Genomic DNA, 24,924 nt, shown 5'->3' with positions numbered 1-24,924 from the left:
CGGCGGGTCAGAACGTGCAGGTCATGCGCTTGGTGCCGTTGATGAAGCTGGAGAAGAGCAGCTCCGGCTCGCCCGCCTCGATCTCCGGCACCCGGGTGAGCAGCTCGCGGAACATCACGCTGATCTCCCGCCGGGCCAGGTGAGCGCCGAGGCAGAAGTGCGGGCCCGGCCCGCCGAAGCCCAGGTGCGGGTTGGGATCGCGGAGGATGTCGAAGCGGAACGGGTCGGTGAACACCGCCTCGTCCCGGTTCGCTGCCCGGTAGTAGAGGACGACCTTCTCGCCCTTGCGGTACAGCGTGCCGTTCATCTCGTGGTCCCGGGTGACCTTGCGGCGCATGTAGTTGACCGGTGAGGCGAGCCGCACGATCTCCTCGACCGCGCCCGGCGTGCGCGCGGCGAGGTCGTCGGTCCACAGCCTGCGCTGCTCGGGGTGGAGCGTGAGCAGGCGCATGCCGTACGAGATGGCGTTGCGAGTGGTCTCGTTGCCGGCCACGACGAGCAGGATGAAGAACGAACCGAGTTCCTGCGCGGTCAGTCGCTCGCCGTCGATGTTGGCGTTGACGAGTGCCGAGGTGAGGTCGTCGGTGGGGTTGTCGGCGCGGTGGGCGGCGAGCTCCTGCACGAGCTGCTGCAGGTCCATCCCGGCGGAGAGCAGCGCGGTGGCGATGGCGTCCTTGTCGGCGACGTACTCGGGGTCGCCGGCCCCGAGGATGATGTTGGACCGGTCGAAGACGAGCCCGTAGTCCCGCTCGGGGATGCCCACCATGTCGCAGATGATCTTCAAGGGGAGGCGGGCCGCCACCTCGGCGACGAAGTCGCACCCCGGCCCGGCCTCCAGCAGGTCGTCGACGATGCGCGCGGCCGCCGCCTCGACGTCGGCCTCGAACCGCTTGATCATGCGCGGCGTGAACGCCCGCGAGACGATCCGGCGCAACCGGGCGTGCCGGGGGTCGTCCATGTTGATCATCGAGCCGAAGTACTCGGCGAACTCGGCGGGCATGTCGATGATGTTCGTCGAGCCGCCGTCGCCCGAGCAGAAGATCTCGGGGTTCCGGCTCGCCTCGACGATGTCGGCGTGCCGGACGAGGGCGTAGTAGCCGGGGCCCGGGGTCGCGAACGGCGACTCGGGCTCGGCGAAGAACGCGGGCGTCTCCAGGCCGCGGAGCACCGCGAAGGCGTGCTCACGCTCCTCCATGGGCCGTTCCCAGAAGTCCCAGTCGGACAGATTGATGTCGGCCGCCGATCTGATCGGCGTGCGTTCCACGGGCTGAGATGTCATGAGAGGACTCCCGGGGCTGACGACTGACTAGAATGCCGTTCGGTTTTTGATGCTGCCACAGCGATCGTGCCCGCACCAGTTGCTCCTGCGATCATGACATTCCAGGCGATCTCCTAGTACGGTGTGTTACCAACCGGTCGGTATGTAACCCCCCCCAGAACCGAGGAGCGGCGATGCTCAATCTCTCTGTCGTGCTCGAAGACAGCGCCCGGGAAGTCCCGGACCGGACCGCCGTGATCTTCGGAGACCTTCGCCTCCCCTACTCCCTCGTCAACACCGTCGCCAACCAGGTGGCGAACCTGCTCGTGTCGCGCGGCGTCGGCAAGGGCGACAAGGTGGCGCTGGCCTGCCCGAACCTCCCCTACTTCCCCTTCGTCTACTTCGGCATCCTCAAGACGGGCGCGACCGTCGTCCCGCTGAACGTGCTCCTCCAGTCGCGGGAGATCGCCTACCACCTCGACGACTCCGACGCGAAGGCGTTCTTCTGCTTCGAGGGAACCCCGGAGCTCCCGCTCGGCGAGCGCGGCCGCAAGGGCTTCGAAGAGTCCGGCGCGGAGCACTTCTTCGCGCTGCCCGCGCAGGCGTTCGCCACGGAGTCCCCCTACGGCGAGTCGCTGTGGGCCGCGCTCGACGGCATGTCCGGCGAGTTCGAGACGGTGCAGACGGCGCCCGACGACACGGCCGTCATCCTCTACACCAGCGGGACCACCGGGCAGCCCAAGGGCGCCGAGCTCAGCCACCAGAACATGCTGGTCAACGCGATGGTGAGCGACGAGATGTTCCTCCGCCAGGATGACGACGTCTTCCTCGCCACGCTGCCGCTGTTCCACTCCTTCGGCCAGACCACGGTCATGAACGCCGGGTTCCGGCGGCGCGCGACGCTGGCGCTGCTGCCCCGTTTCGAGCCGGTGGAGGCGCTCACCCTGATGAACGCGGAGAAGGTCACGTTCTTCGCGGGTGTGCCCACGATGTTCTGGGCGATGCTGACCGCGGTCCGGACCGGCGCCGCCGAGGTGCCCCCCACCCTGACCACCGCCGTCTCCGGCGGCGCGGCGATCCCGGTCGAGGTGCTGAAGGACTTCTCGGCGACCTTCGGCGTCGGCGTTCTCGAAGGGTACGGCCTGTCCGAGACGTCCCCGGTGGCGGCCTTCAACCAGCGGGGTCGTCCGACGAAGCCCGGCTCGATCGGCACCCCCATCTGGGGCGTGGAGATGAAGCTCATCGACGCCGAGTGGAACACCCAGGACGAGGTGGGCGAGATCGCCGTCCGCGGCCACAACGTCATGAAGGGCTACTACAACCGGCCCGAGGCGACGGCCGAGGTCATGCGGGACGGCTGGTTCCGCACCGGCGACGTGGCCAGGCGCGACGAGGACGGCTTCTACTTCATCGTGGACCGCGCCAAGGACATGATCATCCGGGGTGGCTTCAATGTCTACCCGCGCGAGATCGAGGAGGTGCTGATGACCCACCCCGCCGTCTCGCTCGCCGCGGTCGTCGGCGTCCCGCACGACTCGCACGGCGAGGAGATCAAGGCGTACATCATCCGCAAGGCGGACGCGACGGTCGCGGAGGACGAGCTGATCGCGTGGAGCCGCGAGACGATGGCGGCCTACAAGTACCCGCGGATCGTCGAGTTCCGCGACGCCCTGCCCATGACTGCCACCGGCAAGATCCTCAAGCGGGAGCTGCGGTAGCGGTCAGGGCGGCGTAGTACTACGGACGGCCTCCGCCCGAGCTCACGGCCAGTCGAGCGACGGGCGGAGCGCCATCTGGGACTGCGCCTCGCGGTCGAGCTTGACACCGAGGATCTGGTGGAGCTGGACCTTGTTGCGCTCGAACCCGACGACACAGCCGGCCATGTAGAGCCGCCACACCCGGGCGGTGCCCCGGCCGACCTCCCGGACCGCCTCGTCCCAGTGGGCGTCGAGGTTGGCGCACCACTCGCGCAGCGTGAGCGCGTAGTGCTCGCGGAGGTTCTCCTGGTGGCGGATCTCGAACCCGGTGTCCTCCATCTGGCGGACCAGGTGGCCGACCGACTCCAGCTCGCCGTCCGGGAAGACGTAGCGGTTGATGAAACCGCCCTTGTTGATCGTCTTCTCCTTGCCGGTCGGGCGGGTGATGCAGTGGTTGAGCAGCCGCCCGCCCGGCTTGAGCTTGCTGTACAGGAAGGAGAAGTACGACGGCAGGTTGTCCTTGCCGATGTGCTCGGTGAGGCCGATCGAGCTGACCCGGTCGAAGCCCGACTCCTTGACGTCGCGGTAGTCCATGTAGCGGACCTCGGCCAGCTCGGACAGACCCGCCTCGGCGATCGCCTTCTGCGCCCACTCGGCCTGCTGCCGCGACAGCGTGACGCCAAGGGCTTTCACGCCGTACTCGCGGGCGGCGTGCATGACCATGCCGCCCCAGCCGCAGCCGATGTCGAGCAGCCGCATGCCCGGCTGGAGGTCCAGCTTCTTGGCCACCAGGTCGAACTTGGCGTACTGCGCCTCCTCCAGCGTGGCGTCCGCCGTCGGGAAGACCGCGCACGTGTACGCCATGGAGGGGCCGAGCACCCACTCGTAGAACTGGTTGGAGACGTCGTAATGGTGGTGGATCGCCTCGGCGTCACGCTGCTTGGCGTGCCGGCTGCCGAGCCGGGCCAGCGTGCTGCGCCGCATCTCCTGGGGCGGCGGCGGCACCCGCATCAGCAGCGGCTTGGTGCCGAGCGCCCGCACGGCCGCGATCTTCTCGCTGAGGGGGATGTCGTTGAGCGTGAGCGACCACATCCGGTCGAGCAGCTCGTACATGTCGCCGTGGACGTCGATGTGGCCGGAGACGTACGCCCGAGCCAGACCGAGCTCACCGGGAGCCTGCGCAAGATACGCGACCGCGATGGGGGACTTCACTTCGAGGCGGACGTCGGCGGTGGGGGGACCCGCCTTGCTCCCGTCATATGCGACGAACTGGACATCCGCGCTAGGGCCAACGATCTTCTCGAAGATCTCGGCGAGTTTCATTGATCACCTTCCCCGTACACACTTCTCATACAGGTCGAGCAAGCGCCCGCCGGGGTCGTAGGCGTCCTTGACCGGCCAGTAGGCGTCCCCGTTGTACAGCCGCCAGAATTCCTCCCGCTCATAGAAGGAGGAGGAGTAGAGGGACTTGTGTCCCTCCAGATCGTGCACGGCGTTCTCGATCAAACGGTTGTGATGGCCGTCGTGCGCGCCTCTGGGCAGCGGCACCATTCCCCAGAAGCCGAAGTTCACATAGAGCCGGCCGGGCTCCAGCGGGTAGAGCGACCACTGCCCCGTCGCCTTCAGCGGGCACATCCAGACCGGCGTCATGCCGACCTGCTCCTGGAAGAACTCCAGGAACTCGGCGGCCCGCTCCACCGGCACCTCGACGTCCTGGATGACCGACTCCTGCACCGGCCGGTCGCGCCAGCGGTCCAGCCGCGCGGTCACGCCGTACCTCTGGTCGAGGCCGACGAGGCGGCGGTAGACGTCGGAGCGGAGCCAGCGGCGCGGCAGGAGCGAGCGGACCAGCGGCTGCTGCACGCCGAACGCGCGCGAGCACCAGAACCAGTCGGTGTCCCAGCGCCACAGGTAGTCGCGGACGGTCAGCCAATCGCGGGTGCGCGTGCGCAGCGACTGGTAGTAGATGCGCATCCCGGTGTAGTCGGACACGTACGGCGCCGTGTCGGCGAACGTGCCGATCGTGAGGTAGAGCTCGTCGGGGCTGAAGTAGGTGCCGTCGACGAAGTCGGCCCGCTCGCCGTCGTGCTCGCCGCTCTGGCAGATCTCCTGCATGGCGAGCATGCACTTGGCCGCGTCGGTGAACCGCAGGTGGGTCAGCCGGACGAACGGCTTCACCGGGGCCAGCTTGATCCGGATCCGCAGGGCGTATCCGAGCGTGCCGTAGGAGTTCGGGAAGGCCCGGAACAGGTCGGCGTACTCGCCCTCTTCCCGGGCGACGACGACCCGGCCGTCGCCGGTGAGGATCTCCAGCTCCTCGACCGACTCGTGCGGCAGGCCGTCTCTGAAGCTGCTGGACTCGATGCCGAGGCCGGTCACCGCGCCGCCCAGCGTGATCGTCTTCAACTGCGGCACGACATACGGCATCAGGCCATACGGCAGGGTGGCGTCGACGAGGTTCTCGTACGTCGTCATGCCCTGGACCTCGGCCGTCCGGCGCTCCGGATCCACCTCGATGACCTGGTCCAGGTCACGCGCGGAGAGCCTGGCCGTCTTGACCGGCTCCCGGAAGCGGAAGAGGTTCGTGGTGGCCTTCGCCAGCCGGGGCGCGGAGCCTTCGGGAATCGCGGCGTACGACTCCCTGATCTGCTCGACCGCCTTGTCGTGGGCGGTCATACTGGCCGTGCGCTCTGGCATGAAACCACCCCCAGGAATGTAGAGATCGTCTCTAGGGCACGTTATCCCTGGAAACCATCCCAGACCAGACTGGACACGTTAAGCCCGAGAAAACTATCAGGGCTCTGAAATCAGTGATCCTCAGGGGGGCGGCCATTCTCCCGTACCCGCTGTCACTTGCGCCTACGCACCGAACCTTGTTCTACTCGTGCCTGCCGTACGGACGCGACGTCGAGGAGGTCCCATGAGCGACGGGAAGGGCCCGCTGGCCGGAGTACGCGTGCTGGAGCTCGCCGGTCTCGCGCCGGGGCCGTTCGCCGGGATGATGCTGGCCGACCACGGCGCGGAGGTGTTGCGCGTCGACCGGGTGGCCGCGGTCACCGACGCGCCGCGCCGGGACGTGATGGACCGGGGCAAGCGCACGATCGGGCTCGACCTGAAGTCCCCCGCGGGCGTGGAGGCGTTCAAGACGCTCGCCGCCGGCGCCGACGTGGTGATCGAGGTGTTCCGGCCGGGCGTGGCCGAGCGGCTCGGCATCGGCCCGGCCGACCTGCACGCCGTGAACGAGCGTCTGGTGTACGGCCGGATGACCGGATGGGGCCAGGACGGCCCGCTGGCGCCGAGGGCGGGGCACGACATCGACTACATCGCCGTCTCGGGCGTCCTGTCGTTGCTCGGCCGGGAGGGCGAGCGGCCCACGCCGCCCCTCAACATCGTCGGCGACTTCGCGGGCGGCGGGCTCATGCTCGCGTACGGCGTCCTGCTCGCCCTCTTCGAGCGGGAGCGCACCGGGCGCGGCCGGGTGATCGACGCCGCGATGGTGGACGGCGCGGCGACGATGGTCGCGATGTTCTACCAGGCCGTGCAGTCCGGCCTGTGGGGTCCGCGCGGCACGAACCTGCTGGACACCGGCGCCCCGATGTACGACACGTACGAGACGGCGGACGGCGGCTACCTGGCCGTGGGCGCGCTGGAACCGCAGTTCTGGGCCGAGATGCTGGCGAAGATGGGCCTTTCCGACCTGCCCGACCGCGACGACCGGGCCAACTGGCCGGTGATCCGCGAGCGGCTCGCCGCGGCGTTCCGCGGCCGCACCCGGGCCGAGTGGGAGGCCGTCTTCGAGGGGTCGGACGCCTGCGTGTCCCCGGTGCTCTCCATGGCCGAGGCCGTGCGCCACCCGCACAACGAGGCGCGGGGCACCTTCGTGGAGGTGGACGGGGTCACCCAGCCCGCGCCCGCGCCCCGGCTGCTGGGGGCCGGGCGGAGCGACCTCGCCCCCGCGACCCGTCTGCTCGACCTCGGCTCGTGGGGGCTGGACGACGCCACCGCGACCGCGCTGCGCGAGGCGGGCACGCTGGCCTGAGCGGGACCGCCGAGAAGTCAGGACTCCCCGAAGGACGGCAGCACGGCGATGAAGAGGTCCACGCCCGCCGGGTGGTGGATCTCCAGGTCCGTCGTGAACGCGCGGGGCGGCGTGCCGCCGGAGTCCGTGTGCGTCCGCACCTGCTCCCAGACGTCCAGGAGCGCGTCCGGCATCGGGCCGCGCGCCTCCAGCCGCATCGCCGGCACACCCGGCACCCGTACGGCGACCATGCCCTCGGGCAGCCGCGCCGCGGTGTGCACGGCGACGCCGACGACCTGGGTGTAGGCCCCGTTGTGGTCGCTCTCGTAGTCCGTCAGCACGGCGTACACGTTCTCGTCCACGCGCCCGGGCACGTGCGCGAATGCTCCGGGCGCGCCCGCGCGGGCCCACAGCGCCGGCAGCTGGGCGCGAGCGGGATCGGCTTCCGCCGCGTTGGTCGTCCGCACAGCATGGCCGACGACGAGCACCTCCGGCCGGTCCACGATGATCACATTTCCTCCCAATAATTCCCTCGCCACCACGGATCCTACGAAAGCGGATCGCTGATGCACGGCACCGGACCGGCGGGAATGCCAACTTCCTCCGCTCACCGCATATGCTGGACAAACGTGCGATTCCTCAATGATGTGACGCCGCCCTACGATCTCACGTACAGCGACGTCTTCATGGTCCCGTCCCGCTCCTCGGTCGGGTCCCGGCTGGCCGTCGACCTGTCGGCCAAGGACGGCACGGGCACCACCATCCCGGTCGTCGTGGCCAACATGACCGCCGTGGCGGGCCGCCGCATGGCGGAGACCGTGGCCAGGCGCGGCGGCATCACCGTCATCCCGCAGGACATACCGCTCGACGTGGTCGCCGACGTGATCTCCTGGGTGAAGGAACGCGACCTCGTCCACGACACGCCGATCACGCTGACCCCGCACGACACCGTCGGCGAGGCGCTGAACCTGCTGCCCAAGCGGGCGCACGGCGCGGTCATCATCGTCGACTGGGACAACCGCCCGGTCGGCGTGGTCACCGAGGCCGACTGCCACGGCGTCGACATGTTCACCCAGCTCTCCCAGGTCATGACTCCGTCGCCGCAGACGCTGCCCCGGGGCACCGACCCCAAGGTCGCCTTCGACTCCCTGCACGAGCGCCGGCACCGGCTCGCCCCCGTCGTGGACGGGGAGGGCCGCCTGGTCGGCATCCTGACCCGGACCGGCGCGCTGCGCGCCACGCTGTACGAGCCCGCGGTGGACGCCTCCGGGCGGCTGCGCGTCGCGGCCGCGGTCGGCGTCAACGGCGACGTGGGCGCGCGGGCCAAGGAGCTGCTCGACGCGGGCGTGGACGTGCTCGTGGTCGACACCGCGCACGGCCACCAGGACAAGATGATCTCCGCGCTGGGCGCCGTGCGCGCGCTCGACCCCGGCGTCCCCGTCGTGGCGGGCAACGTCGTGACCACCGAGGGCGTGCGCGACCTCATCGAAGCGGGCGCCGACATCGTCAAGGTCGGCGTCGGCCCCGGCGCCATGTGCACCACCCGGATGATGACGGGCGTCGGCCGTCCCCAGTTCTCCGCCGTGCTGGAGTGCTCGGCCGAGGCGCGCCGGCTGGGCCGCCACGTGTGGGCCGACGGCGGCGTGCGGCACCCGCGCGACGTGGCCCTCGCCCTCGCCGCCGGCGCGGCCAACGTCATGATCGGCTCCTGGTTCGCCGGGACGTACGAATCGCCGGGTGACACGCGGACCACCGCGGACGGCCAGAAGTACAAGGAGAACTTCGGCATGGCCTCGGCCCGTGCCGTACGGCTGCGCACGGCCGACGACACACCGTTCGAGCGGGCGCGCAAGGCACTGTTCGAGGAGGGCATCTCGACCTCGCGGATGTTCCTCGACCCGGTGCGGCCCAGCGTCGAGGACCAGATCGACGCGATCGTGGCGGGCCTGCGCTCCGCGTGCACCTACGCCGGGGCCACCAGCCTGGAGGAGTTCCACGAGCGGGCCGTCGTCGGCGTGCAGAGCGCGTCCGGCTACACCGAGGGGATGCCCCTGCACCAGAGCTGGTGACAACCGGACGCCGCCCGCCCCGGTCCGGGCCGATCTTTCCATGCGGCCCGGACCGCGGGGCGGCGCCCGGTAGAGTCATCCGGTTGGCCAGGGCATCGGGCCCCGGCCCCGAGTGACGCGACCGCGACAAGGAGAGCCAGGTGGCACTGGAAAAGCCCGAGATCGACTTCCCCGAGGGCGCCGCGCCCACGGACCTGGAGATCGTCGATCTCGTAGAGGGTGACGGCCCGGAGGCCAAGCCCGGACACACTGTGAGCGTGCACTACGTCGGCGTCGCGTTCTCGACCGGCGAGGAGTTCGACGCGTCGTGGAACCGCGGCACGCCGTTCCAGTTCCCGCTGGGCGGCGGCCGGGTCATCGCCGGCTGGGATCAGGGCGTCGCCGGGATGAAGGTCGGCGGGCGACGCCGGCTCACCATCCCGCCGCACCTCGGGTACGGCAACCGCGGCGCGGGCAACGCCATCAGGCCGGGCGAGACGCTGATCTTCGTGGTCGACCTGCTCGGCGTGAGCTGATCGATCGGGCGGGGGCCTTCACGCGCGCCGCGTCGTGAAGGCCCGCGCCCGGCGTTCCGGATCGGGATCAGGATCGGGATCGGGATCGGCCGGCCGATCGGGGTTCCACGGCGCGGCGTTCCCGTCGATGATGACCGCGTGGCCACAACCCCCCAGATCACTCGGACCGACCGGGAACCCCCCGTTCCTCGCTTCGCGCTCCGGCCGGTGGGCGCCATCGCACTCGCCGCCACCGCCGTCCTGCTCGCGGTCAGCCCCTGGTACGGCTACCACCGCGACGAGCTCTACTTCCGCCTGCTCGGGCAGCGTCCCCGGCTGGGCTACTTCGACACCCCGCCGCTCACCCCGCTGGTGGCCCGGATCTCCACCGCGCTCTTCGGCGACACCGTCACCGCGCTTCGCGTCGTCCCCGCGCTGCTGGCGGGTGTCCTCGTCGTCCTCGTGGCCTGCGTGGCCCGCGAGCTGGGCGGCGGCCGCGCCGCGCAGATCATGGCCGCGGCCGGGATCGCGACCGGCCTGTTCCCGCTGGTCGCCGGGCACACACTGCTCACCCTCACACTCGACCTGCCGCTGTGGACGGCCGCGATCCTGTTCATCCTGCGCGCGCTGCGGCGCGGCGACGGCCGCTGGTGGCTCGCCGTCGGAGCGACGGCGGGCGTGGCCGCCTACAACCGGCAGCTCATCGTGCTGCTGCTCGCCGGGGTCGGCGCCGGGATCCTGCTCGCCGGTCCCCGGAGGGTGCTGCGCGACCCGCGACTGTGGCTCGGCGCGCTGCTCGCGCTGGCGATCGCCGCACCGAACGTGGTCTACCAGATCACCCACGACTGGCCGCAGGCGCAGATGGCGGCCGCCCTGGAGATCGGCAAGGGAGGCGACAACCGGATCACGTTCGTCCCGATGCAGCTCGTCCTGGTGAGCTGGCCGCCGCTCGTCCCCGTCATGGTCGCCGGATGGATCCGGCTCTGGCGCGACCGCGCCGTCCGATCGCTCGCGATCGCGTACCCGCTGTGCTGCGCGGTCGTGCTCTACACGGGAGGGCGTCCGGACTACGTGGTGGGGCTGCTGTTCCTGCTCTTCGCCGCCGGATGCGCGCCCACGCTGGAATGGGCCGCCGGACGGCCCCGGCGGCGGGTCCTCGTCACGGCCGCGGTCGCCCTGGGCGCGGTCTCCAACGTCGTCTTCGCCCTGCCCGTCATCCCGGCGGAGTCGCTGCGCGGCACCCCGGTCGCGCTGGCGAACGAGGTCGCCCGCGACTCGGTCGGCTGGCCGGGCTTCGCCGCTCAAGTGGCCGCGGTCGTACGCGCGCTTCCGGCGGATGACCGCGCGCGTGCCATCCTGCTCGCGGCCAACTACGGGGAGGCCGGAGCGCTCGACCGGTGGGCCGGAGAGTACGCCCTGCCCCCGGTGCACAGCCCGCACAACGAGCTCTACTGGTGGGGCCCGCCGCCCGAGACGGCCCGCGTCGCGGTCGTGGTGGGCGCCCCATCGTCCTTCCTGACCGGGCGGTTCGCCCGCTGCGATCAGGTCGCGTCCGTCGGCGGCATGGCCGGAGAGGAGCAGGGCGTGCCCATCACCGTGTGCCGTGACCCGGCGACGTCATGGGCGGCACTGTGGCCTGGGCTGCGCCACTACAGCTGACCGCCGGTCCCCCGGATGGGCAAGAGCCGGCTCGGTGAGGCAGGATGACGGTGTGTTGCTGATCGACCTTGCCCGGACGTCGGCCGCCGTGGCGGCGGATTCGTCGCGGCTGGCCAAGATCGCGCATCTGGCCGAGCTGCTCGGCAGGGTGGGGCCCGACGAAGCCGAGATCGCGATCTCCTATCTGTCCGGCGAGATCCCGCAGCGCCAGATCGGCGTCGGCCCACGCACCCTCAGCGAGGCCCCCGAACCGCGCCAGATCGCCACCGCCACCCTCACCCAGGTCGACTCCTTCTTCGAACGGGTCAAGGCGCAGTCCGGGCCCGGATCGCAGGCGGCGCGCAGGACGCTCATCGACGAGCTCTTCAGCGCGGCCACCTACCAGGAGCAGTCCTTCCTGCGGCGCCTGATCCGCGGCGAGCTGCGCCAGGGCGCGCTCGACGGCGTGATGATCGAAGCCCTTGCCAAGGCGGCGGGCGTCCCGGCCACCGAGGTCAGGCGGGCGCTGACGCTGCGCGGCTGGCTGCCCGCCGTGGGCGCCGCCGCGCTGCGCGGCGGGGTCGAGGAGCTGCGCGCGTTCCATCTTGAGGTGGGGCGGCCGGTCTCGCCCATGCTCGCGCAGAGCGCGCCGTCCGTGAGCGCGGCCCTGGAGAAGATCGGCGGCCCGGCGGCGCTCGAGTGGAAGCTCGACGGCGTGCGCGTGCAGGCCCACCGCTCCGGCGACCAGGTCGGCGTCTTCACCCGCACCCTGGAGGAGATCACAGCGCAGGTTCCCGAGCTGGTCGAGGCGCTGCTCCGGCTGCCGGAGCGCGATCTCGTGCTCGACGGCGAGGTCATCGCCCTGCGCCCGGACGGACGGCCCGAGCCGTTCCAGGTCACCTCCGGGCGGGTGGCGAGCCGCACCGACGTCGAGACCGCCCGCGCGGCGGTGCCGCTCCGCGTGTTCTTCTTCGACGCCCTCCGGGTGGGCGGCGCCGACTTGCTCGACCGGTCCGCCGAGGAGCGGCACGCCGCGCTCTCCGCCGCCGTTCCCGCCGGACTTGTCACCCCCCGCCTGGTGACGGCCGACGCCGAGGCGGGCGAGGCGTTCTTCGCCGACGCCGTACGGAACGGCCACGAGGGCGTGGTGGCCAAGTCGCTCCAGGCGCCGTACGCGGCGGGCCGGCGCGGAGCCGGGTGGGTCAAGGTGAAGCCCCGGCACACCCTGGACCTGGTCGTGCTGGCGGCCGAGTGGGGCAGCGGGCGGCGCGAGGGCTGGCTCTCCAACCTGCACCTGGGCGCGCTCGACCCGGAGACCGGTGGTTTCGTCATGCTGGGCAAGACCTTCAAGGGGCTCACCGACGAGCTGCTCACCTGGCAGACCGAGCAGTTCCTCCGCCTGGCCGAGGGGCCGACGGACGGATGGGTGGTCGCGGTGAAGCCCGAGCTCGTAGTGGAGATCGCCTTCGACGGGGTGCAGCGCTCGACCCGCTATCCGGGTGGGATGGCGCTGCGCTTCGCCCGGGTTCTGCGGTACCGCCCCGACAAGCGGCCGGAGGAGGCCGACACGGTGGCCACGCTCCGCGACCTCATGCCCTGACGGGGATCTGTCCCCACCGCTCCCCCGGTGAATCCCGACCTGGGGCCCAGGAAGGAGAGGTGCCCGTGAGCGCGGCACCGTACATCGACGTTCCTGACGCCTTCACCGCGTCTTATAGCGCGCACGGCGAGGAGGCGCGTGCCTGGCTCGCCGAGCTGCCCCGCGTGGGCGGCGAGTTCCTCGACCGGTGGGGACTGCGGCCCGACGGCCAGCCCGCGTACGGCATGGCCTCGCTGGTCCTACCCGTGCTCCAGGCCGACGGGGCACCCGCCGTGCTCAAGCTGCAGCAGCTCCGGGAGGAGACCGTCGGCACCGCCCTCGGCCTGCGGGCGTGGGGCGGCGACGGCGTCGTGCGTCTGCTCGACCATGACGAGGAAAGCGCCACGCAGTTGCTGGAACGGCTGGACGCGACCCGGCCCCTGTCCTCCGTGCCCGACGACTTTGCGGCCGTGCGGATCCTGGCCGAACTGATGGCCCGTCTGACCTCGGTACCGGCCCCCGAGGGCCTGCGGCGACTGTCCGACGTCGCCTCCGCCATGCTCGACCAGGTCCCCCGGGCCGTGCCGGCGCTGCGCGCTCCCGGCGAACAGCGGCTCGTGCGCTCCTGCGCGTCCGCCGTCGCCGAACTGCTCGGCGAGCCCGGCGACCGCCTGCTGCACTGGGACCTGCACTACGACAACATCCTGGCCGGAGAACGGGAGCCCTGGCTGGCCATCGACCCCGAACCGCTCGCGGGTGACCCGGGGTTCGATTTGCTCCCGGCACTGCGCAACCGGTGGGACGAGGTGGAGGCCACCGGTGACGCGCCTCGCGCCGTGCTCCGCCGCTTCGACCTCATGACCGAGGTCCTCGGCCTGGACCGGAGGCGAGCGACCGGCTGGAGCCTCGGCCGGGTGCTGCAGAACGCCCTGTGGGACATAGAAGACGGCAAGACCGCGCTCGAACCCGCTCAGATCGTGATCGCCACGGCGCTGCTGCGCCGGGAGGGAATGACAGCCGCCGTGTGATCGGCGGCGGGCCGTCGGCCTACTTCACCAAGCGAACGGTGAGGGGGTAGCGGAAGTCGCCTCCGGTGATGGCGGAGACCCCGCCGACGACAGCGAGCACGAAGCCCAGGATCCACAGGAACGGGATGAGCACGACCCCGATCACGGTGAAGGGCAGCAGCATCGTCGCCCCCAGCACCGTGAGGTGGAAGTTCAGCGACTCGACGGCGTGCCTCCTGATGAAGGACGACGTCCGGCCGGCGGTCAGCAGCATGATCAGCGGCCCGATCACGAACAGGCCGCCCAGCGTCAGCAGGTGCGCCGCCGCTCCGCCCACTCGGTCACCGCCGTCGACGGCCCCGGCTGCCGGGTATCCCACCCGCTGCCGGTATCCGGCGCCCCGCATGTGGTGGCCCGGCGGCGGGGCGGGAGGGACGTACGCGGCGGCGCGCGGGCCGTACAGGTCGTCCATGATCGGGATGAGGTCGGCGTGTGTGCGCGCGGTCATCGCCTGGTGCAACCGCTCGTCCATCTCGAGCTTGTCCAGCCGGCCCTCCGCGTAGGCCGCCTTGACGTGCTCGACCACCTGGTCACGGTCGTTGTTCGTGACCCTCAGGTCGGGATGGACGGGCGTGCGCCCGGACCAGGACGGTGTCGCTGCCATCGCCATCGATGCCTACCTTCGTCGATGTCGCGCGCATCTGACGCCTGGCGGCGCCGGAACGGGCACGACCTGCCTGCCTTTCCTTCGAGTGTGCCTCGCCGCGCCGGCGGCAGAGCATCTCCCCCCTCTATCCTGGGTGCTTCCGCCGACCCGGTCATCAGGGATCTCCCCGACGTCTCCCCCGAGAACCCCCTATCCGTCGCGCGCACCGCAGCTCCGCCGCAAACGCGCGCGGTACTCCGCCTTCGGCCCCGGACCAATGCGAGGGACAGGAGAATCGCCCGGATTACGACGGCCGCGCGGACCCGTCTCGGGTTGCAGTCTCGACATGAAACCAAAGCACTGACGACATACCGGCAGCCCCGCGAAATGACGGTCAGGAACTGTATATAAGGGGTATGAGATGGCGAGATCGTTACGGAATCAGGCGACTACGCGGCCCCCGGGTCGCCAAATTCGACCGGGAGGCCACCGATGAGGATATCGAGGCCCTGATCGCGTTCGCCCGGTCACGGCGCGGCGTCGAGTTCTATGTGGAGCCGGAGACGTTCGCCACCGACACCACCGCCGTCGCCGTGGCACACGACGGCGAGTGGACCCGCCGCCGGGTCGGGTCGCCGGCCGTCATCGGTAAGGTCGCCCGAGACCTGGCGATTCCGGTGTACGACGTGCAGCTCACGGGCTATCCCGCCCGGATGCGCGCCTACAACGAGCGCCGCCGCGAGCAGGAGCGACGGCAGTCCGAGCAGTGACGTGTGGAGGGCGACCGTTCAGCACGAGGCTCGCCCTCGCTACGCGCGAAGGCTCCGGCGCGCAGACGACTTCGTGACACCCAAGGGCTCGCTCAGTTCACGCTCAGCGGCCCTTCGTGCGCCCGAGAACTCGCCCTGCCCCGCACAGGGGCCCTATATGCGGCTAAGAATTCGCCTTGTGCCGCACGGGCACCGAACACGCTGATTCGTGGCGCGCAGGGACGCGTCATCCGCCTGAGACGTCACCCCACCGCGATTTCTCTTCCCAAACGGCCGGAAGGTCTGCTCGCCACGGGACGGCTCCCCTGCTCGGCTGCGGTGTCCGGGGCTCCCTCCCCGTGGGCTCATCCGGCCGGCACCGAGGGCTCCTCGACGAACAGCGCGAGCAGCGGCACCAGCCAGCTCATCCGCGGCGGGCCCAGCTGGGCGTCCAGTTCCTCCGGCGTCGGCATGCGGTCGCGCATAGCGTCGGGGGAGATCAGGTGGCGCAGCGCCTGGCAGAGCAAGTTCGCCATCGAGTACGCGGGATCGACGGCCAGCGCGCGCTCCAACGCGAGACCGGCGAGCGCGCAGTCCCCGCCGTGCCATGCCGCGGCGGCCAGCAGGGAGGCCGCCGGGGCCACGAATCGCGGCTCCAGGCGCCGGGTGAGGTCCCGCCACAGTGCGACATGGGCCTCCCGGTGGTCGATCAGCGCCCACGCCTCGTCGCGTACCCGGAGGACCGCCAGGTCGAGTCCGAGCCGCGCCGCCTCCTCATCGCCCAGGCGCTCGCCGGAGTCGTAGCGGGCGACCGCCGACCGGACACGTGCGCGCCCTCCGGCCACGAAGGCGGCCGCGGCCTCGTCGGGCCGCTCGGCCGCCGTCAGCAGCGTCCGCGTCTCGGCGACAACCCGGCGGGTGGCCTGCCCCATCGCCACCCGGGCGAGCCCGCCGTACGGCTCGACGGATTGGGCCAGACTGCGCCGGTCGGGCAGCGCGACCAGGCCGTGCAGGACGGCCTCGGCGGCGACCCTGCCGGACACCGGATCGTACGGCGTGCCCTCGGGCGGGCAGCAGCCGACCTGGGCGCAGACGTAGGACCAGTAGCGCCCGGCGTCGGCGCGCAGCGCATCCACGACCTCGACGCCCGCGTGGCAGAGCAGCCGGGACGCGGCGTCGATCGCGGGGGTCACCAGGGCGGCCGGGCCGTACCCGGCGAGGACGGCGGTGGTGATCGGCTCGCGCCGCAGCAGTCCGGCCAGCGGGTCGAGCGCGCCCGAATCGATCGGCAGGTCCCACCGGGTGGTCACCCGCAGGGCGCCGCCCGCGAACACCGCGACGACGAGGCTGTCACGGGGGTGGAAACCCAGCAGGTACGGCACGGCCGCGAGGATGTCGGCCGGGGTGGAGAGCACGAGGGTCGAGACGGAGGTCATGGACCGAGAGTCGCCGACGCGCTCTCCCGCCAACCGGCCGAGTGGCGTTCTGGGGATATCAGGCGACCTGTGGAGAACTCCGACCCGGCCGAGGTTCGGGGACGCCCCGGCAGCCGTGACGTGCGCGGTATCAGACCTCCTGCGGGGGAGCCAACCGCTCGCGTACCAGGATCGCGGCGCCCGCCACCGCGGCGGGCATGAGCACGACCGCGACAAGGGGGATCATGAAGGCCAGGAAGAGGAGCACGCCGAAGCCGAGCGTGGCCCCCTTCTCCCCGCGCAGCAGGGCGAAGCGCTCCTTGCGCCCGATACCGCGCCGTTCCAGCGGCAGGGCGGTCAACTCCACGCTCAGGAAGAAGCCGGAGACGATCGCACCGAGCACGGGCACGACGGTCTGGCCGATGACCGGCACGAAGCCGAGCACGAACAGCGGGATCGTGAACAGCAGCATGTAGCCGAGGGTGATCAGACTGTCGCGGATCGACCGCATCAACGATCGCCAGAAGGGCGCGTCAACGGCCGCGGGGAGACCGCCGAGGTCCTCCTCGACCTTCTCCGACAGCTTCTCGTAGAACGGCTCGCCGATGGCGAGGGTGACCGCCGCGTAGGTGAGCACCGCGAGCGCGAGACCGGCCACGAAGATCAGGATGCCGACGAGCGTGCGGAACACGTCCCGCCAGCCCCAGCCGTCCGCGAACGGGGTCACCCACTTGGCGACGTCGCCGGCGTGCGTGCCAAGCCATACCAGGGCGAAGGCGTACAGGACGAACGCGATCAGCGCGGGGATGAGGCCGAACAGCCACCAGCGGGGGTGTCGCGCGACCCACCCGAGCCCCTTGAAGGCACAGCCGACGCCCCTCAGGAAGCCACCGGCCTCGCGCTGGGCAGGTCGTACGATGTCGCTCATGTCCGGCAGGCTAGCGCCTCGGATCATGTGCCGCGATCTCCTCACGCGTCAGCATTCCGCCCGCCGCCCAGGGGCCCGCGTCCGGGAATCGGCGCGCCGCCCAGAGATCCGTGCCCGGTGATCGGCACGCCGCCCGGAGGCCGGCGTCCGGAGATCAGCCCGCCGACGTCCAGAGGCTCGTGACGGGGACGCCGATCTCCCCGAGCAGGCGGCGGAGCAGCGGGAGGGAGATCCCGAGGACGTTGCCGTGGTCGCCGTCGATGCCGTCGACGAACCACCCGCCGAGCCCGTCAAGGGTGAACGCGCCCGCGACCTTCAACGGCTCTCCGCTCGCCACGTAGGCGGAGATCTCCTCGTCCGTGGGAGCACCGAACCTGACGACGGTCGTGCCGACCGCGGCGGCCTGACGGCCCGAGGCCACGTCGATGACGCAGTGGCCGGTGAGCAGGTGGCCGGTCCTGCCCCGCATCGACCTCCACCGGGACACCGCCTCCTCAGGCGAGGAGGGCTTGCCGTACGCAAGGCCGTCGAGTTCGAGCACGGAGTCGCAGCCGATGACGACCCCGTCCTCCAGGGACGCCGCGACGGCGGCGGCCTTGGCCTTCGCGAGGACCAGGCAGAGCGCGGCGGGGGTCTCGGCGGTGATCGCGTCCTCGTCCACACCGCTGACGATCACTTTGGGATCGAGCCCGGCGGCACGCAGGACTCCGAGCCGGGCCGGGGAGGCGGAGGCGAGAACGAGTTCGGTCACGGGACCCGAGTCTAGTGGCGGCTTTCGTGTACGACAGAGCCGCCAGGACCGGTACGTTTTTCGATCATAAATCCACCTGTTTGATGAACTTCCGGGAGATTTCGGTGGCGAGGGCGACGATCCGGGAACGGCTGCGCTACTGGTTCGACAACACGATGGCGAAGGGCACGGTGGCGCTGATCGGCTGGCTGGGCCTCGCGTCGCTCGTGCTGATCCTCGCCGTCTCGGCCCTGACCCTGTGGCTCACACCGGACGAGGTGTTCGAGCACGCGGGGCTGGCGGGCGTGCTGTGGATGACGCTGGTCCGCGCTCTCAGCCCAGGCAAGATCGCCAGCGACTCGGGGACCGCGCCCTTCCTCGCCTTGATGCTCACCATCTCGCTCGGCGGCATCTTCATCGTGAGCACGCTGGTCGGCGTACTGTCCACCGGGCTCAAGGGCAAGATCGAGGAGCTGCGCAAGGGACGCTCACGCATCATCGAGAGCGGTCACACCGTGATCCTCGGCTGGTCGGAGCAGGTCTTCACCATCGTGGGCGAGCTGGTGAAGGCGGACGCCAGCCAGCGGGGGTCGGTCATCGCCGTCCTGGCCGACCGCGACAAGACGGGCATGGAGCAGGCCATCCGCACCAAGGTGGGCGATACCGGACGGACTCGGCTCGTCTGCCGTACCGGACGCCCGACGGAACCGGCGGACCTCGACCTGATGAGCCTGGAGACGGCCAGGTCCATCGTGGTGCTCTCGCCGCAGGGCGACGACCCGGACGCCCACGTCATCAAGACCCTGCTCGCGCTCGCGAAGCGCGACGGCGACCAGCCTCCGGTCGTGGCCGCCCTCGCGTCGTCGCGCAACATGGCGGCGGCACGCCTCGCGGGCGGTCCGGGCGTCCACCTGGTCGACTCCAACGACACGGCGTCCCGGCTCATCGTCCAGTCGTCCCGGCAGTCGGGCATGTCGGTCGTCTGCATGGACCTGCTCAACTTCGACGGCGCGGAGATCTACCTGCGGTCCGAGCCGTCCCTGGCCGGCCTGACGTACGGCGAGGCGCTCGGCGCGTACCGGACCGCGACCGTCATCGGGTTGCGCTCGGCCGGGAAGGTGGCGCTCAACCCGCCGTCGGACACGGTGATCGCGGCGGACGACGAGATCATCCTGATCGCCGACGACGACTCGCTCATCCGTCTCGGGGGCGCCGCGGTCCCGGTGGAGGAGGACCGCATCGCCGCCACCGCGCACGAACGGCCCGGCCCCAAGCGGACGCTGCTGCTCGGCTGGAACGGCAGGGCCCCCCAGATCGTGCGGTATCTCGACGGCTATGTCCCCGAGGGATCGACGATCGACATCGCCAGCGACCATCCGGCCGCGGGACGCGACCTCACCGGCCTGGCCAGGCTCACCGCGAACGCCAAGAAGTGCGACATCACCGACAGGCACGCGCTGGAGTCTCTGGGTACCGGGCTCTACGAGCACGTGATCGTACTCTCCGACGGCAGGTACGACCCGCATCACGCGGACACACGCACCCTGATGACGTTGCTCCAGTTGCGCGACATCCAGTCCACGCTCGGCGAGCGGTACTCGATCGTCAGCGAGATGTACGACGAGAACAACCGTGTGCTCGCCGAGGTCGCCCGGGCCGACGACATCGTGATCAGTGACACGGTCATCGGGCTCCTTCTCGCGCAGCTCGCGGAGAACCCGTACCTGGCCGACGTGTTCGGCTACCTCTTCGACTCCAAGGGCTCGGAGCTGTATCCGCGCCCCGTGGAGGACTACGTGACCATCGGGGAGCCGCTCCGGTTCGCGACCGTGATCGAGTCGGCCCGGCGGCGCGGCGAGACCGCGATCGGCTACCGGGTCGCCGCCGGGATCAACGAACCGCCGCGGTACGGCGTGGTGTTGAACCCCGGCAAGGATCGGCCGATCGCGTTCGCGCCCGGTGACGCGGTGATCGTGCTCGCGGAGCGCTGAGCCGCGGACCCGAGACCTCGGCTCCGCGGCTCGGGAGCCCCCGTACGGCCCGGCCCTTACGGGCTCACTGCTGGACGCCGGCGAGCGCCTGGCGCAGGTTCTCCTCGGCCTGCTTGGACAGCGAGGTGTGGATGATCTTGCCGCCGTAGGACGAGATCTGCGGGATGACCTTGTCCGGGGTGCTCTGGGTGACGAGCACGAAGAGCGCGGCGGAGCCCGGCTTGAGCTCCTCACCGACCTGCTTCATGAACTTGTCGTCCACGCCCACGTCGGTCATCGCGCCGGCCGCGGCGCCCGTCGCGGCGCCCACGGCCATGCCGATGAGCGGCATGAAGAAGATGAGCCCGATGAGACCGCCCCACAGCGCCCCGCCCATGGCGCCGATGCCGGTCGTGCTGGTGGTCTGGTGCAGCTTGATCTTGCCGTCCTTGGTCCGCTCCGCGACCGCGGCGTCGGCGAGCTTGATCAGGTTCTGCTTCTGCAGCTCGAAGAGCTTGTCCCGGACGGTGTTCGCGGTGGCGACGTCGTTGTACGCGACGGCAATCAGATCCGACATATCGATCCCCCCGTTTCGGATGGCCGTAATCATCCCCAGGAGGACTACCTCTTAAAGCACGCGAATTCGCGACATAACGGTATTAATGTCCCGCCAGTGCGCCCTCTGCGTGTCGGGGATGGTGACGAACACCAGCGCGGGCTTGTCCCTGGCCACGTCGACCAGCGCGAGGGCCGCCATGGACTGCCGCTTCTTGCCCCTGATCGTGTAGTTCACGGTGTACCCGAGCAGCCAGCCGTCCCGCTCCCCCACCTTCAAGGGTTGCGAGGCCGTCCAGGAGATCGTCGCGTCGGACGGGTGGTGGTTCAGCGTCCACCGGGCGGCCAGGAAGGCGGTGTCCCTGACGCTCTCCTGCGCCGGGATCGGCACCGGGCACGTGACCAGGAGGCCCCGGAAGGACGTTCCATTGATCTTGGGCAGCATCTGGCGGGTGGTGAAGGGGCTGGCCGGGGTCAGCTTCCACACCTTCGCGAAGCGCGGCAAGGCGACCCCTGAACGGTCGTCCTTCAGCAGACCCCTGGCCGCCGTGGGCCGCCCGTAGAGGCGGCGCAGCCCGTGGTCCCGCTCAGGCAGCTCCCGGAGCCGCGGATCGGACAGCGCGGCCTGCATGACGGCCGTGACCGTCGCCGGGGTGGTCGCGGAGGACGCCTGCGGCGAGGCGGCGGGCGAGCCGGCCAGAGGGCTCGCGAAGGGGGTGATTCCGGAAGTGGCCGCCGGGCCTCCCGTGGCGCCGTTCGCGACGGGGAGGCTCGGGATCGCGGTCGCCGCGGCCGACGGGATCGGCGCGGCCGAGGGCGCCGCGTCGTCGCCGCGGCCCAGCACGATCGCCCCGCCGACGCCCACCGCCACGACGGCGACCGCTCCGGCGATCAGGCGATAGACCTTCCGCATCGGCAGGTCGCCCAGCCCCTTGCCCGAGCGGGCAGGCGGCGCGGGCGGGGGGACCACGATCTTCGGCAGCGGAGTCGTCTCCGCGTCGGCCGCCACATAAGTCGGAACCGCTTTTGTCCCATTGTCCCCAGGTGACACGATCGGGAGCGTACGGCATATCGCGGTATTTCGGGCGGGATCACCATCACACTTCGGGAACGAGGATCATGTCGCGCGCAGCGGCCCCCAGCCCGCCGGACGGAAGCCGCCCAGCCTCAGCCAGGGGGCGTCGGCGATCACGGTGACCGATCCGGGCGCGATCTCGGTGAAGCCGGCGTCCCGCACCACCGGGAGACCGCTGTCCACCAGGGAGTTCCACAGCTCAGGAGACGCGACGCGGACCGCCACACCCAGGCCCGCGTCGCGCCACGCGTCCCTGGCCCGCTCGTCACTGCCCCACCACGCGAGCTGCGCGCCGTGCCCCGCCTGCGCCATCACCTTGCCCGCGCTCATCTCCAGGTACGGGTTCACCCAGAGGACCGCGCTCTCCGAATCCGGACGGCCTGGAACACCGGAATCGGTCAGATCGGTGCCGGAGACCTGGAGGCGCTGGAGGTCCCTCGGCCAATCGTCGAGCGGCACCGGCGGATGCGTCCGCACCTCGGCCGTCCGCACCTCGACGCTGATGCCGGGCAGGGCGAGCGCCCGGCGCCACTCCGCCCCGCGCGCCCGGCGGACCACCTTCCTGATCCCGATGCGCTCCCACTGCGCGATCGGTTCGGCCCATTCGTCCTGGTCGAGCAGTCTCAGCACGGCGTGCGCGGCCGCTTCCAGCGCGTCGGTGCGCTCAGGGGGAGCGGCGCGTTCGATCCGGACGACGAGGGGGAGGACCCATTGGTTCATCCGACCAGGATCCCAGCCCGGCGTGTCTCGCTCACCCGGGTGGTGATCCGCGCCGACATCACGGCGGCGGCCAGGCAGAGCACGCCCGCGCCGTACCAGGCGAGGTCGTAGTTCCCGAGGTGGTCGCGCGTCACCCCGGCGAGGGTGGCGGCGAACGCGGCGCCGATCTGGTGGGAGGCGAACACCCAGCCGAACACGATCGCCCCGTTCGCGCCGAAGATCTTCCGGCAGAGGGCCACCGTCGGCGGCACGGTGGCCACCCAGTCCAGGCCGTAGAAGATGATGAACACCAGCATGCTCGGCTGGGCGCTGTCGGCGAACAGCGACGGCAGGATCACCAGGGACAGCCCGCGCAGCACGTAGTAGACCGCCAGGAGCACCCGGGCGTCCATCCGGTCGCTGAGCCAGCCGGAGAACACGGTCCCCACGATGTCGAAGATCCCGACGACGGCGAGCAGCCCGGCCGCGGTGGTCTCGGGCATGCCGTGGTCGTGCGCCGCCGGGATGAAGTGCGTGCCGACCAGGCCGTTCGTGCTCGCCCCGCAGATCCCGAAGCCCAGGGCGAGGTACCAGAACGCCCGGGTGCGCGCCGCGTCGCGCAACGTCCGGAGCGCGCGGGCCGCCGCCCCTCCCCCGGCCGGCCGTACGCGCGGCTCGGCGTCCGGCGCCGCGCCGTACGGCCGCAGGCCGAGCTCTTCGGGAGAGTCGCGAAGCAGGAACCACACCAGCGGCACGACCGCGAGCGCGCACGCGGTCACGACCAGCGCCGCCGTCCGCCATCCCGACATCTCGACGAGATGGGCCAGCAGGGGCAGGAAGACGAGCTGGCCGGCGGCCCCGCCCGCCGTGAGCACGCCGGTGACCAGCCCGCGGTGCCGTACGAACCAGCGGTCGGTGACCGTGGCGACGAAGACCAGCGCCATCGAGCCGGTGCCGAGCCCGACGAGCACGCCCCAGCACAGCACGAGCTGCCAGCTCGCGGTCATGAACACGGTGACCCCGCTGCCGGCCGCGACCAGGGCGAGCGCGGCGGACACGACCGAGCGCATGCCGAAACGGTCCATCAGGGCGGCGGCGAACGGCGCGGTGAGCCCGAAGAGCATCAGGTTCACCGACACGGCGAAACCGATGGTGCCCCTCGTCCAGCCGAACTCCTCCTGAAGCGGCGTGATGAACACTCCCGGCGTGGCCCGGAACCCGGCCGCGCCGATGATGGCGACCAGCGCGACGGCGGCCACGATCCACGCTCGGTGCGGACGGCTGATTCTCAACCCTCTGGATGTCACCCGGACATCATCAGATGGGGCGATATCGGGCCACGAGTGGCCTGAAAGCCAATATGTGAAAGAATCCGGCCATGGCTCCCGAAGCGCCCCCGCACCGCGTCGTGATCGTCGCCCTCGACGACTTCGCGCCCCTCGACCTCGGCGTCCCCGGGCAGGTCTTCCGGGTGGCCAGGGGCCCGGCGGAGCGGCCGCTCTACGAGATCAGCACCTGTTCGCCGGGCGGCGCTCCCGTGCGCGGCTCGGCCGGCTACCACGTGCTGCCCGACCACGACCTCAGCGTCCTGGAGACCGCCGACACGGTCATCGTGCCCGGCGTCCACGGCGGATCCGCGCTCACCGCCGGCACGATCGACGACGAACTCCGCTCGGCGCTCCAGGCGGCGGCGAGACGGTCCCGGATGATGTCGATCTGCACGGGGGCGTTCGTCCTCGCCGCGGCCGGCCTGCTCGACGATCGACCGGCCGCCACGCACTGGTACCACGCCCGGCGGTTCCAGCGGCTCTTCCCCCGTGTACGGCTCGACCCCGACGTGCTGTTCATCGACGACGGCGACATTCTCACCTCCGCGGGTGTGGCCTCCGGGATCGACCTCTGCCTGCACGTGGTACGCCGCGACCACGGCAGCGAGGTGGCCAACCGGGCGGCCCGCAGGTGCGTGACGCCGCCGTTCCGGGAGGGCGGGCAGGCGCAGTACATCGAGCGCCCCCTGCCCGCCCCCGGCGGCGCCGGCACCGCACCCACCCGGGCCTGGATGCTGGAGCGGCTGCACGAGCCGGTCGATCTGACCGAGCTGGCCGCGCACGCCCGGATGAGCGTGCGCACGTTCACCCGCAGGTTCCGCGAGGAGACGGGGCTCAGCCCGGCCCGCTGGCTCACCGGGCGCCGGGTGGAGCAGGCCAGGACCCTGCTGGAGACCACCGACCTGTCGGTGGACGAGATCGCCAGGAAGGCCGGGTTCGGCACCGCCGTTTCACTGCGGCAGCACCTGCACGCGGCGGTCGGCGTCGCCCCCCTCGCCTATCGCCAGACGTTCCGCTCCCGCGTTCCCGGCCCCCGCTGACCGGCGTCCCGATTTGGCTAGGCTCAGGT

22 protein-coding genes are annotated in these 24,924 nt (G+C 71.0%); 10 read left to right on the top strand and 12 right to left on the bottom strand.

The window, feature by feature from the left end:
• Positions 1–7: 7 nt before the first annotated feature.
• Positions 8–1,279: a cytochrome P450 gene (locus AWQ71_RS10580; protein ID WP_067130633.1), complete on the bottom strand. Its 1,272-nt coding sequence runs from the start codon at positions 1,277–1,279 to the stop codon at positions 8–10.
• A gap of 173 nt (positions 1,280–1,452) precedes the next feature.
• On the opposite strand from AWQ71_RS10580, the gene AWQ71_RS10575 reads away from it, so the two are divergent.
• On the top strand, positions 1,453–2,976 hold the full coding sequence (locus tag AWQ71_RS10575; protein WP_067130630.1) for a long-chain-fatty-acid--CoA ligase: 1,524 nt from the start codon (positions 1,453–1,455) through the stop codon (positions 2,974–2,976).
• Positions 2,977–3,018: 42 nt separating this feature from the next.
• On the opposite strand, the gene AWQ71_RS10570 is transcribed toward AWQ71_RS10575, so the two are convergent.
• Positions 3,019–4,278 (bottom strand): SAM-dependent methyltransferase, encoded by a 1,260-nt coding sequence (locus AWQ71_RS10570; RefSeq protein WP_067130627.1) that lies wholly within the window; start codon positions 4,276–4,278, stop codon positions 3,019–3,021.
• A 3-nt stretch (positions 4,279–4,281) separates the two neighbouring features.
• The gene (locus AWQ71_RS10565; protein ID WP_067130625.1) at positions 4,282–5,652 is read right to left on the bottom strand and encodes an FAD-binding oxidoreductase; all 1,371 of its coding nucleotides are present in this window, start codon (positions 5,650–5,652) and stop codon (positions 4,282–4,284) included.
• Between the two features lie 223 nt (positions 5,653–5,875).
• On the opposite strand from AWQ71_RS10565, the gene AWQ71_RS10560 reads away from it, so the two are divergent.
• A complete protein-coding gene (locus AWQ71_RS10560; RefSeq protein ID WP_067130622.1) occupies positions 5,876–6,994 on the top strand; it encodes a CaiB/BaiF CoA transferase family protein in 1,119 nt (372 codons plus the stop codon).
• A gap of 17 nt (positions 6,995–7,011) precedes the next feature.
• On the opposite strand, the gene AWQ71_RS10555 is transcribed toward AWQ71_RS10560, so the two are convergent.
• Entirely contained in the window at positions 7,012–7,485 is a 474-nt protein-coding gene (locus tag AWQ71_RS10555) for a GyrI-like domain-containing protein (protein WP_067130619.1), read from the bottom strand.
• Positions 7,486–7,602: 117 nt separating this feature from the next.
• Here AWQ71_RS10555 and AWQ71_RS10550 point away from each other — a divergent pair, with 117 nt between their 5' ends.
• The 5 genes from AWQ71_RS10550 (at position 7,603) to AWQ71_RS10530 (ending at position 13,781) form a co-directional block, all read left to right on the top strand.
• The gene (locus tag AWQ71_RS10550; protein WP_067130617.1) at positions 7,603–9,042 is read left to right on the top strand and encodes a GuaB1 family IMP dehydrogenase-related protein; all 1,440 of its coding nucleotides are present in this window, start codon (positions 7,603–7,605) and stop codon (positions 9,040–9,042) included.
• A gap of 140 nt (positions 9,043–9,182) precedes the next feature.
• On the top strand, positions 9,183–9,557 hold the full coding sequence (locus AWQ71_RS10545) for an FKBP-type peptidyl-prolyl cis-trans isomerase (protein WP_067130614.1): 375 nt from the start codon (positions 9,183–9,185) through the stop codon (positions 9,555–9,557).
• Positions 9,558–9,695: 138 nt separating this feature from the next.
• Positions 9,696–11,195, top strand: a complete 1,500-nt coding sequence (locus tag AWQ71_RS10540; protein ID WP_084258762.1) for a glycosyltransferase family 39 protein — start codon at positions 9,696–9,698, stop codon at positions 11,193–11,195.
• A gap of 52 nt (positions 11,196–11,247) precedes the next feature.
• Entirely contained in the window at positions 11,248–12,774 is a 1,527-nt protein-coding gene (locus tag AWQ71_RS10535) for an ATP-dependent DNA ligase (protein ID WP_067130611.1), read from the top strand.
• A gap of 65 nt (positions 12,775–12,839) precedes the next feature.
• Positions 12,840–13,781, top strand: a complete 942-nt coding sequence (locus AWQ71_RS10530) for an aminoglycoside phosphotransferase family protein (RefSeq protein WP_067130608.1) — start codon at positions 12,840–12,842, stop codon at positions 13,779–13,781.
• A 19-nt stretch (positions 13,782–13,800) separates the two neighbouring features.
• On the opposite strand, the gene AWQ71_RS10525 is transcribed toward AWQ71_RS10530, so the two are convergent.
• Complete coding sequence (locus AWQ71_RS10525; RefSeq protein ID WP_245658210.1) at positions 13,801–14,430, bottom strand: DUF1707 and DUF4870 domain-containing protein; 630 nt, start codon at positions 14,428–14,430, stop codon at positions 13,801–13,803.
• A 392-nt stretch (positions 14,431–14,822) separates the two neighbouring features.
• Between AWQ71_RS10525 and AWQ71_RS10520 the strand changes: the two genes are divergently transcribed.
• Positions 14,823–15,176, top strand: a complete 354-nt coding sequence (locus tag AWQ71_RS10520) for a hypothetical protein (RefSeq protein ID WP_067130606.1) — start codon at positions 14,823–14,825, stop codon at positions 15,174–15,176.
• A 344-nt stretch (positions 15,177–15,520) separates the two neighbouring features.
• On the opposite strand, the gene AWQ71_RS10515 is transcribed toward AWQ71_RS10520, so the two are convergent.
• From AWQ71_RS10515 to AWQ71_RS10505, 3 genes are all read right to left on the bottom strand, one after another.
• On the bottom strand, positions 15,521–16,591 hold the full coding sequence (locus AWQ71_RS10515; RefSeq protein ID WP_067130603.1) for a DUF4192 domain-containing protein: 1,071 nt from the start codon (positions 16,589–16,591) through the stop codon (positions 15,521–15,523).
• Between the two features lie 130 nt (positions 16,592–16,721).
• A complete protein-coding gene (locus AWQ71_RS10510; protein WP_067130601.1) occupies positions 16,722–17,498 on the bottom strand; it encodes an EI24 domain-containing protein in 777 nt (258 codons plus the stop codon).
• A 154-nt stretch (positions 17,499–17,652) separates the two neighbouring features.
• Entirely contained in the window at positions 17,653–18,249 is a 597-nt protein-coding gene (locus AWQ71_RS10505) for a Maf family protein (protein ID WP_067130598.1), read from the bottom strand.
• Positions 18,250–18,353: 104 nt separating this feature from the next.
• Between AWQ71_RS10505 and AWQ71_RS10500 the strand changes: the two genes are divergently transcribed.
• Positions 18,354–20,219, top strand: coding sequence for a CASTOR/POLLUX-related putative ion channel (locus tag AWQ71_RS10500; RefSeq protein ID WP_067131505.1), 1,866 nt, complete (start codon positions 18,354–18,356; stop codon positions 20,217–20,219).
• A 64-nt stretch (positions 20,220–20,283) separates the two neighbouring features.
• Here the strand turns inward: AWQ71_RS10500 and AWQ71_RS10495 are convergent, their stop codons facing one another.
• The 4 genes from AWQ71_RS10495 to AWQ71_RS10480 form a co-directional block, all read right to left on the bottom strand.
• The gene (locus tag AWQ71_RS10495; protein WP_067130595.1) at positions 20,284–20,775 is read right to left on the bottom strand and encodes a DUF1269 domain-containing protein; all 492 of its coding nucleotides are present in this window, start codon (positions 20,773–20,775) and stop codon (positions 20,284–20,286) included.
• 51 nt (positions 20,776–20,826) lie between these two features.
• On the bottom strand, positions 20,827–21,762 hold the full coding sequence (locus tag AWQ71_RS10490) for a hypothetical protein (RefSeq protein ID WP_067130591.1): 936 nt from the start codon (positions 21,760–21,762) through the stop codon (positions 20,827–20,829).
• A 108-nt stretch (positions 21,763–21,870) separates the two neighbouring features.
• Positions 21,871–22,548 (bottom strand): peptidyl-tRNA hydrolase, encoded by a 678-nt coding sequence (locus tag AWQ71_RS10485; RefSeq protein ID WP_067130588.1) that lies wholly within the window; start codon positions 22,546–22,548, stop codon positions 21,871–21,873.
• Positions 22,545–23,819, bottom strand: a complete 1,275-nt coding sequence (locus tag AWQ71_RS10480) for an MFS transporter (protein ID WP_067130587.1) — start codon at positions 23,817–23,819, stop codon at positions 22,545–22,547. Before AWQ71_RS10480 ends, AWQ71_RS10485 begins: the two co-directional genes overlap by 4 nt.
• Before the next feature lie 86 nt (positions 23,820–23,905).
• Here AWQ71_RS10480 and AWQ71_RS10475 point away from each other — a divergent pair, with 86 nt between their 5' ends.
• The gene (locus AWQ71_RS10475; protein WP_067130584.1) at positions 23,906–24,895 is read left to right on the top strand and encodes a GlxA family transcriptional regulator; all 990 of its coding nucleotides are present in this window, start codon (positions 23,906–23,908) and stop codon (positions 24,893–24,895) included.
• Positions 24,896–24,924: the final 29 nt, after the last annotated feature.

Origin of the sequence: Microtetraspora malaysiensis, from assembly GCF_001528665.1 — a bacterium.
Taxonomy (GTDB): Bacteria; Actinomycetota; Actinomycetes; order Streptosporangiales; family Streptosporangiaceae; genus Microtetraspora_A; species Microtetraspora_A malaysiensis.
This window is presented reverse-complemented; position numbering and strand designations above follow the sequence as displayed.

What these genes read in the sequence shown, in the direction of transcription:
- AWQ71_RS10580 (WP_067130633.1), bottom strand. Translation starts at nt 1,279, where the DNA reads ATGACATCTCAGCCCGTGGAACGCACGCCGATCAGATCGGCGGCCGAC.
- AWQ71_RS10515 (WP_067130603.1), bottom strand. Translation starts at nt 16,591, where the DNA reads ATGACCTCCGTCTCGACCCTCGTGCTCTCCACCCCGGCCGACATCCTC.
- AWQ71_RS10520 (WP_067130606.1), top strand. Translation starts at nt 14,823, where the DNA reads ATGAGATGGCGAGATCGTTACGGAATCAGGCGACTACGCGGCCCCCGG.
- AWQ71_RS10560 (WP_067130622.1), top strand. Translation starts at nt 5,876, where the DNA reads ATGAGCGACGGGAAGGGCCCGCTGGCCGGAGTACGCGTGCTGGAGCTC.
- AWQ71_RS10510 (WP_067130601.1), bottom strand. Translation starts at nt 17,498, where the DNA reads ATGAGCGACATCGTACGACCTGCCCAGCGCGAGGCCGGTGGCTTCCTG.
- AWQ71_RS10570 (WP_067130627.1), bottom strand. Translation starts at nt 4,278, where the DNA reads ATGAAACTCGCCGAGATCTTCGAGAAGATCGTTGGCCCTAGCGCGGAT.
- AWQ71_RS10475 (WP_067130584.1), top strand. Translation starts at nt 23,906, where the DNA reads ATGGCTCCCGAAGCGCCCCCGCACCGCGTCGTGATCGTCGCCCTCGAC.
- AWQ71_RS10575 (WP_067130630.1), top strand. Translation starts at nt 1,453, where the DNA reads ATGCTCAATCTCTCTGTCGTGCTCGAAGACAGCGCCCGGGAAGTCCCG.
- AWQ71_RS10495 (WP_067130595.1), bottom strand. Translation starts at nt 20,775, where the DNA reads ATGTCGGATCTGATTGCCGTCGCGTACAACGACGTCGCCACCGCGAAC.
- AWQ71_RS10485 (WP_067130588.1), bottom strand. Translation starts at nt 22,548, where the DNA reads ATGAACCAATGGGTCCTCCCCCTCGTCGTCCGGATCGAACGCGCCGCT.
- AWQ71_RS10565 (WP_067130625.1), bottom strand. Translation starts at nt 5,652, where the DNA reads ATGCCAGAGCGCACGGCCAGTATGACCGCCCACGACAAGGCGGTCGAG.
- AWQ71_RS10525 (WP_245658210.1), bottom strand. Translation starts at nt 14,430, where the DNA reads ATGGCGATGGCAGCGACACCGTCCTGGTCCGGGCGCACGCCCGTCCAT.